11 protein-coding genes are annotated in these 16,967 nt (G+C 76.7%); 9 read left to right on the forward strand and 2 right to left on the reverse strand.

Annotated elements, in window-relative coordinates; genetic code table 11:
* Positions 1–20: 20 nt before the first annotated feature.
* Positions 21–4,043: a type VII secretion protein EccCa gene (gene eccCa, locus AC4MBH_RS00275; protein ID WP_491792323.1), complete on the reverse strand. Its 4,023-nt coding sequence runs from the start codon at positions 4,041–4,043 to the stop codon at positions 21–23.
* 167 nt (positions 4,044–4,210) lie between these two features.
* On the opposite strand from eccCa, the gene AC4MBH_RS00280 reads away from it, so the two are divergent.
* The 5 genes from AC4MBH_RS00280 to AC4MBH_RS00300 all read left to right on the forward strand — a co-directional run bounded on the left by AC4MBH_RS00280 (position 4,211) and on the right by AC4MBH_RS00300 (position 9,252).
* Positions 4,211–5,590 (forward strand): EsaB/YukD family protein, encoded by a 1,380-nt coding sequence (locus tag AC4MBH_RS00280; protein ID WP_491792324.1) that lies wholly within the window; start codon positions 4,211–4,213, stop codon positions 5,588–5,590.
* A gap of 87 nt (positions 5,591–5,677) precedes the next feature.
* Entirely contained in the window at positions 5,678–5,986 is a 309-nt protein-coding gene (locus tag AC4MBH_RS00285) for a WXG100 family type VII secretion target (RefSeq protein ID WP_491792325.1), read from the forward strand.
* 14 nt (positions 5,987–6,000) lie between these two features.
* A complete protein-coding gene (locus AC4MBH_RS00290; protein WP_491792326.1) occupies positions 6,001–6,294 on the forward strand; it encodes a WXG100 family type VII secretion target in 294 nt (97 codons plus the stop codon).
* A 105-nt stretch (positions 6,295–6,399) separates the two neighbouring features.
* Positions 6,400–7,773 carry a type VII secretion integral membrane protein EccD gene (eccD, locus tag AC4MBH_RS00295; RefSeq protein WP_491792327.1) on the forward strand — a complete coding sequence of 458 codons (1,374 nt, stop codon included), beginning with the start codon at positions 6,400–6,402 and terminating at the stop codon, positions 7,771–7,773.
* 6 nt (positions 7,774–7,779) lie between these two features.
* Entirely contained in the window at positions 7,780–9,252 is a 1,473-nt protein-coding gene (locus AC4MBH_RS00300) for a type VII secretion protein EccB (RefSeq protein WP_491792328.1), read from the forward strand.
* A gap of 27 nt (positions 9,253–9,279) precedes the next feature.
* On the opposite strand, the gene AC4MBH_RS00305 is transcribed toward AC4MBH_RS00300, so the two are convergent.
* Positions 9,280–10,056 carry an AfsR/SARP family transcriptional regulator gene (locus AC4MBH_RS00305; RefSeq protein ID WP_491792329.1) on the reverse strand — a complete coding sequence of 259 codons (777 nt, stop codon included), beginning with the start codon at positions 10,054–10,056 and terminating at the stop codon, positions 9,280–9,282.
* A gap of 311 nt (positions 10,057–10,367) precedes the next feature.
* On the opposite strand from AC4MBH_RS00305, the gene AC4MBH_RS00310 reads away from it, so the two are divergent.
* The 4 genes from AC4MBH_RS00310 to AC4MBH_RS00325 are packed head-to-tail and all read left to right on the forward strand — an operon-like array spanning position 10,368 to position 16,964.
* Positions 10,368–11,867, forward strand: coding sequence for a hypothetical protein (locus AC4MBH_RS00310; protein WP_491792330.1), 1,500 nt, complete (start codon positions 10,368–10,370; stop codon positions 11,865–11,867).
* Positions 11,864–14,332 carry an oligosaccharide flippase family protein gene (locus AC4MBH_RS00315; protein ID WP_491792331.1) on the forward strand — a complete coding sequence of 823 codons (2,469 nt, stop codon included), beginning with the start codon at positions 11,864–11,866 and terminating at the stop codon, positions 14,330–14,332. Before AC4MBH_RS00310 ends, AC4MBH_RS00315 begins: the two co-directional genes overlap by 4 nt.
* Positions 14,332–15,723 carry a class I SAM-dependent methyltransferase gene (locus AC4MBH_RS00320; protein WP_491792332.1) on the forward strand — a complete coding sequence of 464 codons (1,392 nt, stop codon included), beginning with the start codon at positions 14,332–14,334 and terminating at the stop codon, positions 15,721–15,723. Before AC4MBH_RS00315 ends, AC4MBH_RS00320 begins: the two co-directional genes overlap by 1 nt.
* Positions 15,717–16,964, forward strand: a complete 1,248-nt coding sequence (locus AC4MBH_RS00325; protein ID WP_491792333.1) for a hypothetical protein — start codon at positions 15,717–15,719, stop codon at positions 16,962–16,964. Before AC4MBH_RS00320 ends, AC4MBH_RS00325 begins: the two co-directional genes overlap by 7 nt.
* The last annotated feature ends 3 nt before the right edge of the window (positions 16,965–16,967 follow it).

Consider the following 16,967-nt stretch of genomic DNA (forward strand, 5'->3'; position numbering starts at 1 on the left):
CACCGCCGGCGGCTCGTCACCTACAGCCTCGGTTCGGTCCAGGCCGTCTGCACGACCTCGACGCCGCGCTCGCGGGTGACCAGCCGGCCGCGGCCGGGCGGGAGCGGGGTGGGGCGCAGGCTGCCGACCAGCGGACCCTCGTCGGGTGAGCCCGACAGCAGCAGCTGCGGCATCGCGAGGTCGCGGACCGCCTGCAGGACCGGCTCGTAGAGCGCTCGGGACGCACCGCCGGAGCGGCGGGCCACCACGAGGTGCAGGCCGACGTCGCGGGCCTGCGGGAGCAGCGGCGCCAGGAGCGCGACGGGCGACGTCTGCTGGGTGGCGACGAGGTCGTAGTCGTCGACGACCACGAACACCTCGGCGCCGGTCCACCACGAGCGGTTGCGCAGCTGCTCGGGGGTGACGTCGGGTCCGGGGATGCGGCTCTCGAGGTAGGCGGCGAGCTCCTTGAGGGCCGGCTGCGCCTGGGCCGCGGAGGTCAGGTAGTTGAGCAGGTAGTCCTCGGGCACCTCGCCGAGCAGCGAGCGGCGGTAGTCGACGACGACGAGCTGTGCCTCCTGCGGCGTCCGGGTGCGCACCACCTCGCGGCAGTGCGCGCGCAGGAAGGCGCTCTTGCCCGAACCCCCGTCGCCGAGGAGCAGCAGGTGCGGCTCGGTGTCGGGGTCGGTCCCCACCGGTGCCAGCTCCCGCTCGTCGATGCCGAGGTAGAGCCGGCCCGGCCGGCCGGCGCCGCCGACCAGCTCGAGGACCCGGTCGAGCCCGACCCGCTCGGGCAGCAGCCGCACCTTGGGCCCGGCCGGCCCGGTCCACGCGGCCCGCGACCGGGCGACCAGGTCGTCGACGCCGTCGCTGAGCGTGGCGGCCGACGCGACGCCGTCGACTCGGGGCAGGGCGGCCAGGAAGTGCAGCCCGCCCGGCACCAGGCCGCGCCCCGGGCGCCCGCTCGGCACCAGCGCGGCCTGCTTGCGGTCGATCTCGGAGTCGACGGGGTCGCCGAGCCGCAGCTCGAGACGGGTGCCGAAGACGTCGCGCACCGCTGCGCGGAAGTCGTTCCACCGGGACGCGCCGGCCAGCAGGTGCAGGCCGAACGTCAGGCCCCGCGAGACCAGCACCTGCAGGGCGAGCTCGAGGTCGTCGAAGTCGGAGCGCAGCGTGCTCCAGCCGTCGACGACGAGGAACACGTCGCCGTAGCCGTCGTCGGCGCGCCCCTCGGCCCGCCGGGCGCGGTAGGTCTCGATCGAGTCGATGCCCTGGGCCCGGAAGTAGGCCTCGCGCCGGTCGACGACGCCCTGCACCTCGGCGACCACGCGGCGTACGACGTCGGGCTCGCCGCGGGTGGCGACCCCGGCGACGTGCGGCAGGGAGGTCAGCGGTGCGAACGTGCCGCCGCCGAAGTCGAGCACGAAGAACTGGCTCTCGAGCGGCGTCGTGGTCAGCGACAGGCTCGCCACCAGCGAGCGCAGCAGCGTGCTCTTGCCGCTGCGGGGGCCGCCGACGACCGCGACGTGGCCGGCGGACCCGCCGAGGTCGAGGGTGAGGGTCTCGCGGCGCTGCTCGCGCGGGCGGTCGACGGTGCCGAGCGGGACGACGAGCCCGCCGAGCGCCCGCCACCGCCGCGAGACGAGGCCGAGGGTGGGGTCAGGGGCGAGGTCGCCCAGCAGCCGGTCGAGCGGGTCGGGGTCGGCGAGCGGCGGCAGCCAGACGCGGTGCGCCGGCGTCCCCAGCCCCCGCATCCGGCCCACCGCCAGGTCGAGCAGCGACTCCTGTGCTCCGGAGGGCGCCGGCGTGGCCGGCTCGGGTCCGAGCGCCGGCTCGGAGTCGAGCGTGAGCACCTCGGAGATCGTGAACGGCAGGATGCCGCGCACGTGCCCGCCCTCGTCGCGGCGGACGACGGCCCGCGCGGTCGTCGGCGGGCCGGAGACGTAGGCCGCCTTGAACCGGGTCAGGGTGGTGGGGTCGGGCTTGAGGTAGCCGAGCCCGGGCACGGCGGGCAGCTCGTAGGCGTCGGGGACGCCGAGCACCGCCCGTGACTCCTGGGCGCTGAAGGTGCGCAGCCCGACCCGGTAGGACAGGTGGGACTCCAGGCCGCGCAGCCGTCCCTCGTCGAGCCGCTGCGAGGCCAGGAGCAGGTGCAGCCCGAGCGAGCGGCCGAGCCGGCCGATGGCGACGAACAGGTCGAGCAGCTCGGGCTTGGCCGCCAGCATCTCGGAGAACTCGTCGACGACGATGAACAGCGACGGCAGGGGCGCCAGGTCCTCGCCGGCGGCGCGCGCCCGTTCGTAGTCGCGGACCGAGGCGACGTTGCCGGACGCCCGGAGCAGCTCCTGGCGCCGGACCATCTCGCCCGACAGGGCGTCCTGCATCCGGTCGACCAGGGTCAGGTCGTCGGCGAGGTTGGTGATCACCGCCGAGACGTGCGGCATCGGCGCCATCCCGGCGAACGTCGCGCCGCCCTTGAAGTCGACGAGCACCATGGTGAGCTGGTCGGGCGGGTGGGTCATCGCCAGCCCCAGGACCAGCGTGCGCAGCAGCTCGGACTTGCCGGAGCCGGTCGCGCCGATCACCAGCCCGTGCGGCCCCATGCCCTGCTGGGCCGACTCCTTGAGGTCGAGGTGCACCGGGACGCCGTGCTCGCCGACCCCGATCGGCACCCGCAGCCGGTCGCGGGCCGGCCGGGTCCGCCACGCCGCCTGCTGGTCGAGGGTGTGCGCGTCGCCGAGCCCGAGCAGGTCGAGGGGGTCGACGGCCCCCGCCAGGTCGCCGGGGGTCGCGGCGTCCCCGGCGCCGGCGACCGCGACGTCGAGGAGCGGGGTGAGGCGGCGGGCGAACGCCTCGGCGGTCGCCAGGTCGCACTGGTCGGCACGGCCGGCGGACGGCGTCTCGTGCCGGCGCAGCGCCTCGGCCGCGACCCGGCCGTCGGCGTCGCGCTCGCCGGTCAGCCGCAGGTGCAGCCGGTCGGCGTCGACCGGGTCGGTCCACCGACCCGGCAGGTCGAGGACCGTCACGCCGTGCAGCCCGTCGGGCGGGACGACGTGGTTGCCCGGGGGCAGGTCGGCACCGTCGGTCACCAGCAGCACGTGCGGGGACGCCGGCCGCTCGTCGGCGCCGAAGCGCGGGCGGTCGCCGAGCCCGGGCGGCAGCAGCGCGGCGAGGTCGGCCAGCGAGGTGCTCACCATGCGCATCGGGCCGACCGCGTCGGTCTGCTCGCGGCTCGAGGCGTGCGGGAGCCACTTCACCCAGTCCCAGTGGGCCAGGTGCTCCTCGGCGGCGAGCACCGCGACGACCAGGTGGTCGGGGGAGTGGAAGGCGGTCGCCGAGCAGACGATCGCCCGGGCCAGGGCCCGGGCGTGCTCGGCCTCGCCGCTGAGCTCGACGCGGTCGAAGGCGCGCAGGTCGAACGCCGCGGGGAGGTCGGGCTGCACGCGGTGCACCGCCAGCAGGCGGTGCAGGGCCGACTCGGCGGCCGGGTCGGCGTCGTCGGCAGGGGTGCCGTCGGGGGGCACCAGGTCGAGCGCGAGCGGCTGGTCGCTGGTGCCCCAGCGCACCTGCAGCCACCGGGGGTCACCCGCGCCGCGCTCCCAGACCCGGGTGCGTTCCTCGGCCAGCGCCGGCAGCGCCGCCGGCTCGGGGTGCTGCCAGGTCAGGGCGCGGCGCTGCTGGGTCGCGGCGTCGCGGGCCAGGGTGCGCACGCCTGCGAGGTAGCGCAGGTAGGCCGTGCGCGAGCCGCCCACCTGCTGGCTGCGCTGCTTGCGCTGCCGGTCGACCTGCAGCACCAGGAAGCCGAGGGTCGCGAGCAGGAACATCCCGGCCGCAAGCAGGCTGCGGGTGCCGATCGAGCTGTCGGTGCCCGCGCCGCGGGAGATGGTCGCCACCAGCACGATCGAGCCGACGCTGCCGAGCATCGGGATCGCCGTCAGCGCCACCCCGGCGGCACCCTCGCTCGGGCGCAGCGGCGGCGGCGGCTTGAGCACCACCTGGCCGCTCGGCACCTCGGGCCGCTCGACGCGCCGACCCCGCAGCGTGGGCTGCGCCTGGGTGGTCATCGGGCCCCCGTCGCGTCGTGGTCGCGGTCCGAGACGCCGCGGTCTGGGCGATGATAGAGCGCCGGCGGACGACGTGCCGGGACCTGCGGACGCCCGGCGCCCGCCGACTACCCTGCTGCCCACGGGGCCGGCCGCCCGGCCCTCCGTCTCGACGTCCGGGAGGTCCGGTGAGCCGCACGGCGCGCGCCGGTGACGCCCTCTCGGTCAGCGTCCACGGCCCCGCGGGCGTGCTCGACCTCCGCGTCCCGGCCGCCGCGTCGGGCGCCGACGTCGCCCGCGAGTACGCCCGTCAGGCCGCGCTCGGCGAGGTGCCCGCGCTGTGCACCCCGGGCGGGCAGCCGCTGCCCGACGACGTCACGCTCGCCGCGGCCGGCGTCGTCACGGGCACCGTCCTGGTGGCCACGGCTCCCGGCACCCTTCCGGCCCCTTCCGGCCCGCCGCCCCCCGCGCTCGGCAGCACCCGCGCACGAGGCCGCCTCGTGCCCGGCGCGCTGTCGGGCCTGTGGTGCGCCGTCGCGCTGGCGGCCGCGGTGCTGGCGGGGTGGGCCGCCACCGGCCTGCCCGACGGCTCCGACCTGCGTCCCGTGGTGGTGGTGCTGCTGCTGGCCGGTGCGGCGGTCGGGGTCGTGCCGCTGGGCCCGCTCGCGGGCCAGCGCGTGCTGGTCGCGCCGGCGTACGCCGGGGCCGCGGCGTGGGCGATCGCCTGGGAGCCCGGGCGGCTCCCGCTCGTGGTCGGCGTCGGCTGCCTGGCCGCGGCCGCCACCGCGGCCGTGGCCTGGCCGGCCGTCCGAGCCCGCGACCGGGGGAGCCGCGACGTGCTGCGCGTCTGGGTGATCGGCGGTGCCGCGGTGGCCGCGACGGTCCTCGCGGGCACGCTCGCCGACGTCGCCGACCGGGTGGTGTGGGCGGTGCTGCTGGCGGCCGCCATGCTCGCCGCTCGCGTCGTGCCCCAGCTGGCCGTCGACGCCCCCGACGACGAGCTGCTCGACCTCGACCGGCTCGCGGCCACCGCGTGGACCGCCCACGCGACCCCTGCCGCGCCGGGCCGCCGGGCCGTCGCGCCACGGGGCGTCGCCGAGGTCGCCGAACGGGCGGGCCGCACGGTCGTGGCCGCGTGCGCCGGCGTCCTCGCCGTCACGGCGTTCGCCGCCGCCGCGCTGCTGCGGGAGGACGGGCTGTGGATCGACGACCTCGGCGCCCGGCTCGAGGTCGGGCTCGTCGGCGCCGCGCTGCTGCTGGCGGCCCGCAGCCACCGGCACGCGGCCGCCCGGGCCCTGCTGCGGGTCGCCGGGCTCGCCTGCGGGCTGGCGCTGCTGGCCGTCGTCCTCGGGTCCGGCGTCGGCGACCGGTCCGACCTCCTCGCCTACGCCGCGATCGGTGCCGGGGTGCTGCTGGTGCCGGTCGGCGTCGCCGTCGGACGCGGCCTCCGCTCGGCGTGGTGGTCGCGGGCGGCCGACGTCGCCGAGACCCTGTGCGGCGTCCTGGCGCTCGGGTCGGTGGTCGTCGCGGCCGGTCTCGTCCACGCCCTGTGGACGACGACGAGCTGACGTTTGCCGCCGTCGGCCGCCCGGGTACCCGGCTCGGCAGCCCGTCCACCGGGGGCGGGTCGACAAAGGACGAAGAGAGATGACGACATGCACCAGTACGGACAGGGTGACGGCACCCTCAGCCGGGCCGCAGGCCTGGTCACCGACGCCCGCGCGGAGCTGCACGGGATCAGCGCCCGGATGACCGACCAGGTCGCGGGCCTGCGCGGGGCGTGGGGCGGGCAGGGCGCCGCGGCGTTCTTCGTCCTGCACCGGACCTGGACGGAGAAGCAGGCGGTCATCGTCGACGCCCTCGATGACCTCGCCCGGTCGCTGGGCGCGACCGAGCGGACCAACGTGACCACCGACGACGAGCAGGGCGCCGGCTTCGGTCGCCTCGCGGGTCGTCTCGGCTGAGGGGCGGGGGTCCGATGAGCCTCGACGGCATCCGCGTCGACCACGTCGCGCTCGACCGCGCCTCCGCCGACCTGCAGGTCACGGTCCGGCAGATCGGCGAGCGGCTCCAGCGCCTGGAGACCGACCTCGGCCCGCTGCGCAGCGACTGGTCCGGCCGCGCCCAGCAGTCCTACGCCGTCGCCCAGGCGCGCTGGGACCGGGCGGTCGAGCAGCTGAAGGACCTGCTCACCGAGACCCACGTCGCGGTGCGGCAGTCCAACCTGGCCTACCAGGACGCCGACCGGCGCGGAGCGGCCCAGTTCGGGTGACGGCCGGGCGGGCCGGGACCCGCCCGGTCCCGGCCCCTCCGGCCCCTGGGGCGCCCGACCCGCGATGATGGTCCGCGACGTACGCGAGCACGGACGGGAGCGACGATGAGCCAGGCGCCGGTCGGCACCTCCGGGCTGGTGCGTGTCACCGTCGCCTCCGGCACCCGCCGCGTCGACCTGGTCCTGCCGGGCGCCGTCCCGGTCGCCGAGCTGGTGCCCGAGCTGGCGCGCAGCGTCGGCCTGCTCGACCCCGCCACCGTCCACGGGGGCTACCGCCTGGTGACCTCGCAGGGACGACGGCTCACTGCCGACGCCGGGCTCGTCGTGCAGGGCGTCGAGGACGGGTCGTTGATCACCGTGGCGGCCCGCGTCGACGACCCCGTCCCACCCGTGTACGACGACGTGGTCGAGGCCATGGCCGACGTGGTCGAGCGCGAGCTAGTGCCGTGGACGCCCGCGTCGGGCCGTCGTACGGCGCTCGCGGCGGCGACGCTGCTCCTCGCCCTCGGCGCGGTGGCCCTGCTCGACCAGTCCACGAGCGTCGCGGCGGTGGTGGCGGCCGCGGTCTCGGCCGCGCTCGTCGTGGGCGCCGTGGTGCTCTCGCGGGTCCAGCGCGAGCCGGAGGCCGCCGTCACCGTCGCCTGGATCGGCGCGGGCTACGCCGCCACCGCCGGCCTGGTCGTCGCCGACACCGAGACCCTCCTGGGCCACCGGCTGGCCGTCGCCGGCAGCGCGCTGGCCGCGGCCGGGGTGGTGTGCGTGGTCGGGCTCGGGGCCGGACGGACGCTGCTGCTCCCGGCCGTCGTCGCCGGCGCGGTCCTCGCCGCCTGCGGGCTCGTGGTCGAGAGCAGCGGAGCGGAACCCGAGGTGCTGATCACCTGCGTGACCACGTTCGTGGTCCTCGTCGGCAGCGTCTTCCCCTGGCTGGCCCTGGGGGTGGCCGGCACCCGGGTCGACCAGGTCGACCCGTCCCCCGACGCGGCAGGGCCGGCCGGGTCGGCGGGGTCGGCCGCGCCGACCCGCGTCGACGCCGCCCGGGTGGCGGCCGACGCCCGCGTGGCCCACGAGATCCTGGTCGCGATCTCGACCACGGTCGGGCTCCTCCTCGTCGTCACCGCTCCGCTCGCCGTCGACCTCGGCCTGGCCGGCACGCTGCTCGCCGTCGTCGCCTGCCTGGTGGTGATGCTCCGCACCCGGCAGTACCGCACCGGCGCCGAGGTCCTGGTGGGGCTCGGCTCGGGGATCGCCGGCCTGGTGGCCGTCGTGGTCGCGCTGCTCGTGCGCCAGCCTGACTGGCAGCCCACGGTCGCCGTCGTCCTGGCCGCCACCGGCGCCGGGTTGCTCGCGCTCACCCTGGTCCCGTCCGCGCCCTCGGTGCGCCGCGGCCGGTTCGGCGACGTCCTCGAGACCGTCGCGCTGGTGGCCCTCGTCCCGCTGCTCGTCCTGGCCACCGGCCTGGTCGACGTGCTGCCCACCTGAGTCGCCGTGGCCACCAAGAAGGACCTGGTCGAGGCGCACGCGTTCAACCGCCGGCGCCTGGTGACGGCGTTCGTCTCCGGCGCGCCCGGCGGGCGCGAGGTCGAGCCGGCCCGACCCGGGCGCACGATCGTGGCCGGCCTGGCGCTCGCCGTGCTCCTCGTGGCGGGCGCCGCCGTGGTCGGCGTCGTGCGGTCGCCGTCCACGGTGGACTGGACGGAGGAGGGCCTGGTCACCGAGCGCGAGACCGGCGCCGACTTCCTGGTGCTGCGCACCGCGGCCACCGACGACGACGAGGACGACACCGAGGTGCGGCGCCTGGCCAACCTCACCTCGGCGATGCTGCTCCTCGGCGCTGACACCTCGCCCACCGAGGTCGCCCGCGACGAGCTCGACGACCGGCCGCGCGGTGCGGCGATCGGCATCCTGGGCGCGCCGGCCACACCGCCACGCGCCTCGGACCTGGTCGCCACGGGCTGGTCGGCCTGCACCGGCGCCACCGCCACCGGGGGCCCGAGCGGGGTGCGGGTCCGCGTCGCCGACCGCCCCGACGTCACCCCGGACCCCAGCGCGGCGTTCCTGGTCCGCACCGTCTCGGGCGACCTCCACCTCGTCGCCCACGCCGGGTCCGCGGGACGGGACGACGAGCGCGCCCACGCCTACCCCGTCCCCGACGGCGGCCGCACCGACCCGGTCCTCGACGCCGTCGCCGGCACCGACCAGGACCTCGCCGTGACCGTCCCCGACTCCTGGGTCACGCTCCTGCCCGACGGCGGGGCGCTGGAGCGCGCGCGGTTCGGCATCGACGACGCCGCGCTCGACGACGCGTGGTCGCTGCGCGCCGGGCTCGACGACGCCGCCGGGCGCGAGGCGGCCGAGGTCGGCGACCTGCTCGAGGTCGACGGCCGCTCCTACCTGCTCACCACCACCGGACCCCGGGCCCTCACCGCGTTCGCCGCCGCCCTCTACGAGCAGCTGTCGTTCCCCCGCGGCGACCCGCTGGTGACCTACGCCGCGGCGCGGCTGCCCGAGGGCGACGTCATGACCGACCCGCTGCCCGGCACCTCCTGGCCCGACGCCGTCGTCGAGACCGCCCCGCCGGCCGCGCAGCCGTGCGCCGTCCTCGACACCGACGGCGGGCGGCCCGGCGTCCTGCTCGCGACGACCGACGACGACACCGACGCCTCGGCTGCCGGCGTGCCCGCCGAGGAGGTCGACGTCTCGGTGGAGCCGGGGCGGGGCGCGCTCGTGCGGGCGGGCGGGTGGTCGGCCGACGACGCGGGCGACCCGGTGCTCGTCGACGACCAGGGCTACGCCTACCCCGTCGGCACCGGTCCCGAGGCCGGAAACCTGGGTTATGCCGGCGTCGACGACGTGGTCGTCCCCGAGCCCTGGGTCGACCTGCTCCGACCGGGTCCCGCGCTGACCGTCGAGGCGGCCCGGTGCCCGCCGTCCCCGGAGGACGAGCCGGCCTGCTCGTGACGCCGGGTCAGCCCGGGTCAGCCCGGGTCAGCCCGGGTCGAGGCCGCGGAGCAGGCGCAGGTGCAGCTCACGCGTCTGGACCGAGGGGTCGGCCCCGAGCTCCTCGGCGAGGCGGGCGCGGTAGCCCTCGAAGACGTGGAGGGCGGCGGCGACCTCGCCCAGCCCCGCGTGGGCGCCCATCAGGGTGCGGTGGGCCTGCTCCGACGACGGCGCCCACTCGATGGCGGCGCGACCGAGGTCGCGGGCCTCGCGGAAGCGTTCGACGTGGAGGGCGCAGGTGGCGGTCTCGGTGAGGACCTCGCCGTGGGTCTGGCGCAGCGACTCGCGCTCGGCCTCGCACCAGGCGCTGTCGTCGTCGTGGGCGTGGAAGTCGCCGCGGTAGAGCCCCGCGGCGGCCCGCCCCGCCTCGAGCACGTCGTCGCAGCGGTCCTCGCGGGCGGCGAGGTGGACCAGCAGCGCGAGCCGGCGGTACTCGACGACGTCGACCCAGACCCCGGTCAGCACCAGCGAGTCCAGCTGGCGGGCGACGGTGTCGGCGCCGAGGTTGCGGCGTACCTCGCTGACGGCGGTCCGGAGGCTGGCCGCGGCGCGCTGGGGGGCGGCGGTGGGCCACAGCGCGGCCGCCACCGAGGCCGCCCGCACGGGCAGCCCGCTGTCGAGGGCGAGCAGCCGGAGCAGGTCGAGGCTCTTGCCGCTGCGCCAGGCGGTGAGCGGGACCGGGCCGGTGTCGCCGCGCTCGATGGTCAGGGTGCCGAGCAGCCGCAGCGTGACGGCCCGGCCGTCGCTCTCCTGCTCCTCCGACATGCGATCCCCCCGCCACGACGTCTGGTGGCCCGCCGCCCTCCCCGACAGCGGTCGTCATGCTAGGGCACGGGCGACCCGGCTGCGGTGGCCGAGGGTCCCCGGCCCGCGCACCACGAGCGAGCCCGCCGACGCCCGCCCGATCGCTCGAGCGGTGCGCCGACGGGCGCCCATCGGACCGGGGGGTGTGGCCCGACGAGAGCAACGCTCGTCCCTCCGGAAGGGTGAGGCATCCCCAAAGTGAGTGACCTTGGGGCTCGGGGCGGTCCGGGCCCCCCGGTGCGCCCCAGAATGGACCGGACGAAGGGAGCCCCATGCTCGGGCGGCGCACCAGCTACGACGTCGGCGACCGCCGGCCAGTGGCTTCCCGGCGAACCCTCGTGGCGGTCGGGGTCGTCGTCCTGCTGGGCCTGCTGGGCGCGTCCGCCGGGGTCGCCTGGCACCAGGCCTCGTCCGGCACCGAGCGGGCCCGCGTGGTCGTGCTGGTCACCCCGCTCTACGGCAACCCGTACGCCGCGACCGGCTCCTCCGACGACCTGGTCGACCTCCAGACCGAGGCCCAGCTCGCCGTCTCCGAGACGGTGGGCGAGGAGGTCGGGCGCCGGCTCGGCACCGGCGCGCCGGTCACCGAGACCCTCGACGGCGTGCGCGTGGAGGTCCCCGAGAACACCCAGCTCCTCGAGATCACGACGCCGGGCGACGACGCCGCCACCGCCCGGGAGGTCGCCGAGGCGTTCGCCGCCACCTACCTCGACTACCGCCGCTCGGTCGCCGAGTCCGCGCTGTTCGACCGCGCCGCGACCCTGACCGAGGAGGTCGTCGCCCTCGAGCGCGAGGCCCAGCGCATCGCCGACGAGCTGGCCGGCTCCGCGGTCCCGGGGCCCCGCGCGGCGCAGCTGACCGAGCAGAGCAGCGCGGCCACCGCCCGCGTCGACGAGCTGCGTGCCGAGATCGGCGAGCTGCGCGCGACGCCCACCGACCCGGGCCGGGTCGTCACGCCGGCCGCCGTCGACGACGGCGTCCCCGGCGGGTTGCTCGCCCTCGCCGGGCTGGGCTTCCTCGCCGGTGCGCTCCTGGGCGCCGCCGCGGTCGTGCTGGCGCGCCGCCTGGGCGACGTGGTGCACACCGCCGACGACCTCGCGCGCGCCGAGACGCCGGTGCTCGGCGTCCTGCCGGCACTCCCGGCCGGTCACCCGTCGACCACGTGGCTGCGGGCCTCCGTGCTCAGCCTCTACCGCGAGCTGCCGACGGTGGTGCTGGTCGTCGAGGCCGCGCCCCAGGTGCCCGTGCCCCCCGACGTGCCCCGGACCCGCGAGGACGTCGGCGGCGGGCTGACCGGCACGTTCGCGGTGCAGTGCGCGGCATCGCGGCTGCGCACGATGGTCGTCGACGTCACCGGTGCCGGTGGCCCGCGGCCCGGGCTGACCCAGGTGCTCACCGACCCCGACGTGCTCGACGACGTCGTGCTCCGCGTCGGTCCCTACCTGCAGTTCCTCGGCGCGGGCGACGACCCCGCCGCGCTCGACGACCTGGCCGCGTCGCCGGAGATGACCGCCCTGGTCGACCAGCTCCGCGAGGAGCACGACGTCGTGGTGCTGACCTCGGGCGAGCCCGGCAGCGCCCGCACGCAGGCGCTCGCCGCCGCGGCCGACGTCGTCCTGATGGCGGTCACGCCGGGGGAGGTCCGGCTCGACGACCTCGACGGCGCGGCGACGATGCTGGGGCAGCTCGGGGCCGGCGTCGTGCGCACGGTCCTGGTGCTGCCGGGCGACAGGGGACCGGTCCTGGACCTGCCTCCCGTGGTGTCGGTGTGACGACCACGACCGATCCCGCGCCCTACCGACCCGACACCCAGCTCGTCCAGGTCGCCCGCGGCGGCGCGCTCTCGCTGATCGGCGCCGCGTGCGCCGGGCTGGGCGGCGTGGCGCTGACCGTCGTCGTCTCGCGCGGCATGAGCACCGAGGACGCCGGCTCGTTCCTGGCCGTCGTCGCGCTGTTCGGCGTCATCGCCGCGGCCTCGACCCTCGGCGTCGACGCCGGCCTCGGGCGCTTCATGCTCCGCCTCGAGGCGTCCCGCCGCGACGCCGACCTGCGGCGCCTCCTGCGGGTGGCGCTGCTCCCGCCCGTCGCGCTCGCGCTGCTGCTGGCGGTGGTCGGGGTGGCGCTCGCCGGGCCGCTGTCCTCGCTGCTCGGCCTGGGCCGCCACGGCGAGACACTCGTCGTCGTCGTGCTGGTCGCCCTGCCCTGCGCGGTCGGGACCGACCTGCTGCTCTCGGGCACGCGCGGCTTCGGTCGGATCCTCGACACGGTCGTCGTCGACCGGCTGCTGCGGTCGTGCCTGCAACCCGTCGCGGTGCTCGTGGCGCTGCTCACCGGCGCCGGCCTCGCCACCGTCGGTGCCGCCTGGGCCGGCGTCTACGTCGTCAGCGCCGCCGTGGCCGCGGCGGTGCTCGCCCGCGTGGTCGCCGAGCGCGCGCCCGGCACCCACGAGGAGGGCGACGCCGGGCTCTCCCGGGTCTTCTGGTCGTTCACGGCCCCCCGCGGCGTGGCGCAGCTGGCCCAGGTCGTGGTGCAGAAGGCCGACATCGTCATCGTCGCCGCCCTGCTGACGCCCGCCCACGCCGCCGTGTACGCCGTCGCCACCCGGTTCGTCGTCGTCGGGCAGCTGGTCAACCTGGCCATCACCCAGGTGCTGCAGCCCCGGTTCACCGCCATCCTCGTGGCCGACGACCGCGACACCCTGCACACGGTGTTCCGCGCCGGCACGACATGGGCGATCCTGCTGGTCTGGCCGGCGCTGCTCGTCGTCGCCTGCCTGCCCCAGACCTACCTCGGCCTGTTCGGCGACTCCTACCGCACCGGCGAGGCCGAGCTCGTGGTCTGGCTGATGGCGCTCGCGACGATGGGCGCGGTGGCGTGCGGACCGGTCGACACCCTGCTGCTGATGCTCGGGCGCAGCGGCGTGAGCATGTCGATCACCCTCGTCGTGGTCACCGTCGACCTGGCCGGTCTGTTCCTGCTGGTGCCCCGCTGGGGGATCCCCGGGGCGGCCGTCGCCTGGTCGATCGCGCTCGTCCTCAGGTCGGCGCTGACGGTGCGCTCGGTCCGCCCCCACCTGCGCTCCACCACGCCCGCCGGGCTCCCGGCCTGGGCCGCCGGCGCCCTGCCCGTGGTGTGCGCCGCGCCGGTCGCCCTGGTCGGCCTCGGCGGCCTCGGTGGCCGGGGGCTGGTCGTCCCGGCACTCGTCGTCTCGGGCGTCGCCTACGCCGCCGCCCTGCTCGCCCTGCGCCGACCGCTCGGGATCGACGTCCTCTCCGCGGCCCTCACCTCGTCGCGTCGTACGCCGTCGCGCGAGCCGGTCGCCGCCCCTGTCACCCCGGAGGTCCCCGTGTCACCACGTCCGTCCGTCCGCACCGTCGGGAGACGCCTGTCGGGCCCCGCCCAGGGTCGCGTCCGCGCCCTGGCCCAGCTGTGGGGACGGTGCACCGCGTCGTGGCGGATGACCCCCGAGATCATCGTGGTCGGCGCGCAGCGCTGCGGCACCACCACCCTCTTCCGCCTCCTCAGCGAGCACCCGGCGCTGGTCCGGCCCACCCTGACCAAGGGCACCAGCTACTTCGACGACGAGTACGACCGCGGGCCCCGCTGGTACCGCGGCCACTTCCCGCTCAAGCGCCCGGGCGGTCGGTCCGGCCGGCGCCGCACCTTCGAGGTCAGCGGCTACTACCTGCCGCACCCACTGGCCGCGCGCCGCATCGCCCGGGACCTCCCCGGCGTGCACGTCGTCGTGCTGGTGCGTGACCCGGTCGAGCGCGCGCGCTCGGCCCACGCCCACGAGCTGGCCCGTGGCTTCGAGACCCTGCCGCTGGTGGAGGCCATCGAGGCCGAGGGCGTGCGCACCGCCGGCGAGCTCCGCCTGATGGCGGAGGAGCCCGGCTACCGCAGCGCCGAGCACCGGCACCACGCCTACGTCCAGCGCGGCGAGTACGCCGAGCAGATCCGTCGGTTCACCGACGAGCTCGGCGCCGACCGCGTGCACGTCATCGACGCCGACCGGTTCTTCGCCGACCCGGCGCACGAGTACGTACGGCTGCAGGAGGAGCTCGGGCTCCCTGTCGTCGTCCCGTCCCAGGTCGATGCCTGGAACGCCCGTCCGTCCCGCCCGGTGCCGGAGGACCTCCGGCGCCGGCTGCTGGAGCACTACGAACCGCATGACGCCGCCCTCGCGGCGGTGCTCGGTCAACCGCCGTCCTGGCGGGCCAAGGAGGAAGTCCGATGATGAACCTGCAGCGATCCGCACCCTCGTGGCGTTCGGCGGCGCGCACCGCGCAGCGGTCCGCCCGCCGGCAGGGGCGCCAGCTGCGCCGCCGCCTGCCCGGCAGCGCCCTCGGCGTCGCCCGGAGGACGCCGATGCCGGCGCCCGTGCGCCACGCCCTCTCCAGGACCGTGCTGTGGCGGCCCGGCCTGCACTCGGTGCCGCTGCGCGCCATCCTGCTCGGCGGGCAGAACGGCATGACGGCCGCGGAGTTCGCGGAGGCCACCGGCGACCACCTGTGGCCGTCGCGCCGGGTCGTCGACGGTCCCCACGCCGAGCTGCTGCGTGCGGCGCGCCACGTCCGGCTGAGCGACGAGGAGATCCTCGGCTCGTCCTACGGCGAGCTGGCCCGAGCGGCGATCGCCACGTCGGGGCAGTACTTCGCGGCCCGCGACGACCAGGGGATCGTCGACCAGGCCCGCCAGTTCCTGGCCTGGGGCATCGAGGTGGCCGCCGAGGTGGCGGCCGAGACCGGACCCGAGGCGGCGCCCGAGCGGCCCCACGCGAGCAAGGCGGGCTCGCCGGTGCTGCTCGCGCCGATCCGTGACTCCGACTGCTACCAGGTCGTCGACGGCCACCACCGCCTCGCGGCGTACGCCGCCGCCGGCGCCGTGGGCGTCCGCGCCCGGGTGCGCCGGGTGCCGGTGAGCACGCCGCTGCAGGACGTGCTCGACGAGATGTCCTGGATCGGCGGGGAGCGCGAGCTCTACCAGCCCGTCACCTCGCCCGAGCTCGAGAAGTCCTGGCACGTCGTGCGCAAGTGCACCGACCGGCTCGAGAAGATGGACCGGGTGCTCGACGACCTCGGGCTGGCCAAGGCGGCCACGGCCCACCTCGAGTCGGCCGACGTGCAGGCGCCGTCCTACCTCGACGTCGCCAGCTGCTACGGCTGGTTCCTCGCCCAGATGAGGGAGCGCGGCTTCGCGGTCCAGGGGGTCGAGCGCGACGGCCTCGGCGCGTTCCTGGGGTCGGTGGTCTACGACCTCGATGCCACCCACGTCCACACCGGCGACGCGCAGGGCTTCCTGCGCGACACCGAGCCCGGCCGCTACGACGTCGTCTCCTGCTTCAGCCTGCTGCACCACATCGTCCGCGACGAGGGGCCGGCCGGCGGAGCCGAGTTCGTCCGGCTCCTCGACCGCGCCGCGGGGCGGGTGCTGTTCCTCGACACCGGCCAGGCCAACGAGGAGTGGTTCCGCGACATCCTCCCCGAGTGGGACCACCAGCACGTGCAGGAGTTCCTGCGCGAGCACACGACGTTCGACGAGATCATCGACCTGGGGCCCGACGAGGACGGCGTCGGCGCCTACGCCGGCAACTACAGCCGTCACCTGTTCGCGTGCGTGCGATGGTGACCACTCCCGAGAAGGCGCCGGCCCGGGGCACGGGTCTGCCCGCCGGGGTGGCGCCCGAGAGCGCGCTCGCCCTGGTGGCGCTGGTCGACACGCTGGCCCTGCTCTACCCCGAGGGCGAGATCCGCATCGGCGCGCGTGCGCCGGTGCGCGACCCCGCGCGGGTCTCCTACGCCGTCGTCCCCGGCTTCGGCGACCCGCGGCTGCTGGTGCCGCTGGTGCCGGGCGCCGCGGCGTCGCGGTCGATGCGCCGGTTCAGCGTCGCCTCGTCCTACCGCGACAGCATCGTCCGGGGGACCGCGTCGGCCCTGGCCCGGGTGAGCCGCGGCTACCTGTCCGACCGGATCGTCGTGGCCGGCGCCGGTCACGACTCGATGCTCTCCCACCTCTCCGAGCGGCTCGGCACGCCGGTCGCCGCCAGCCTCGGCGTGGGCACCCCGCGGGTCAACCGCAAGCCGGTGCTGCAGCTGTTCGACGAGCGTGGCCACGTGCTCGGCTTCGCCAAGATCGGCGACACCCCGCGGTCGGTGGCCGACGTCGCCGCCGAGGGCTCGGCCCTGCACCGGGTCGCCGAGCACGAGTGGCAGCACCTCGAGGCCCCCCGGGTGCTCGACCAGAGCACCTGGCGCGACCTGTCGGTGCTCGTGGTCTCCGCCCTGGCCAACGGACCCGGGCAGGCGCGGCACGACGCGCGCCGGCTGCCGGTCGCCGCCATGGACGAGCTGGCCGCGGCGTTCGACACCGGGGTCGCACGGGTGACCAACCTGGCCTGGTGGTCCCGGCAGCGCGCCGGCGCCCAGCTGCTCGGTGACGAGCCCACGCGTCACCGGCTGGAGCAGTGCCTGGCCGTGCTGGGCGACCGGGCCGGCAACCGGCTGCTGCGGGTCTCGGCCTGGCACGGCGATTGGTCGCCGTGGAACATGGCCGCGGGTCGGGGTCCGGTGCGGCTGTGGGACTGGGAGCGCTTCGAGGTGGGCGTGCCCGCCGGCCTCGACCGGCTGCACTACGCCGTCAACCTGAGCACGAGCCGCTTCGGGATGCACCCGCGGACCGTGGCGGCCGCGCTGCCCGGGACCGATGACTCGCTCGAGTCGCTGCTGGCCGACCTCTACCTGCTGGCCATCACCGTCCGCTACCTCACGCTGGCCGAGGCCTCGCCGAGCCGGCAGGGGACCTCGCACGGGCTGTGCATGCTGCAGGTGCTCGAGGACCGGCTCGCGCTGACGCGCCAGGACGTGCGCTAGCCG

Source organism: Nocardioides sp. WJ219, from assembly GCF_058559815.1.

What these genes read in the sequence shown, in the direction of transcription:
- eccCa (WP_491792323.1), bottom strand. Translation starts at nt 4,043, where the DNA reads ATGACCACCCAGGCGCAGCCCACGCTGCGGGGTCGGCGCGTCGAGCGG.
- AC4MBH_RS00285 (WP_491792325.1), top strand. Translation starts at nt 5,678, where the DNA reads ATGCACCAGTACGGACAGGGTGACGGCACCCTCAGCCGGGCCGCAGGC.
- AC4MBH_RS00290 (WP_491792326.1), top strand. Translation starts at nt 6,001, where the DNA reads ATGAGCCTCGACGGCATCCGCGTCGACCACGTCGCGCTCGACCGCGCC.
- eccD (WP_491792327.1), top strand. Translation starts at nt 6,400, where the DNA reads ATGAGCCAGGCGCCGGTCGGCACCTCCGGGCTGGTGCGTGTCACCGTC.
- AC4MBH_RS00305 (WP_491792329.1), bottom strand. Translation starts at nt 10,056, where the DNA reads ATGTCGGAGGAGCAGGAGAGCGACGGCCGGGCCGTCACGCTGCGGCTG.
- AC4MBH_RS00310 (WP_491792330.1), top strand. Translation starts at nt 10,368, where the DNA reads ATGCTCGGGCGGCGCACCAGCTACGACGTCGGCGACCGCCGGCCAGTG.
- AC4MBH_RS00320 (WP_491792332.1), top strand. Translation starts at nt 14,332, where the DNA reads ATGAACCTGCAGCGATCCGCACCCTCGTGGCGTTCGGCGGCGCGCACC.
- AC4MBH_RS00325 (WP_491792333.1), top strand. Translation starts at nt 15,717, where the DNA reads ATGGTGACCACTCCCGAGAAGGCGCCGGCCCGGGGCACGGGTCTGCCC.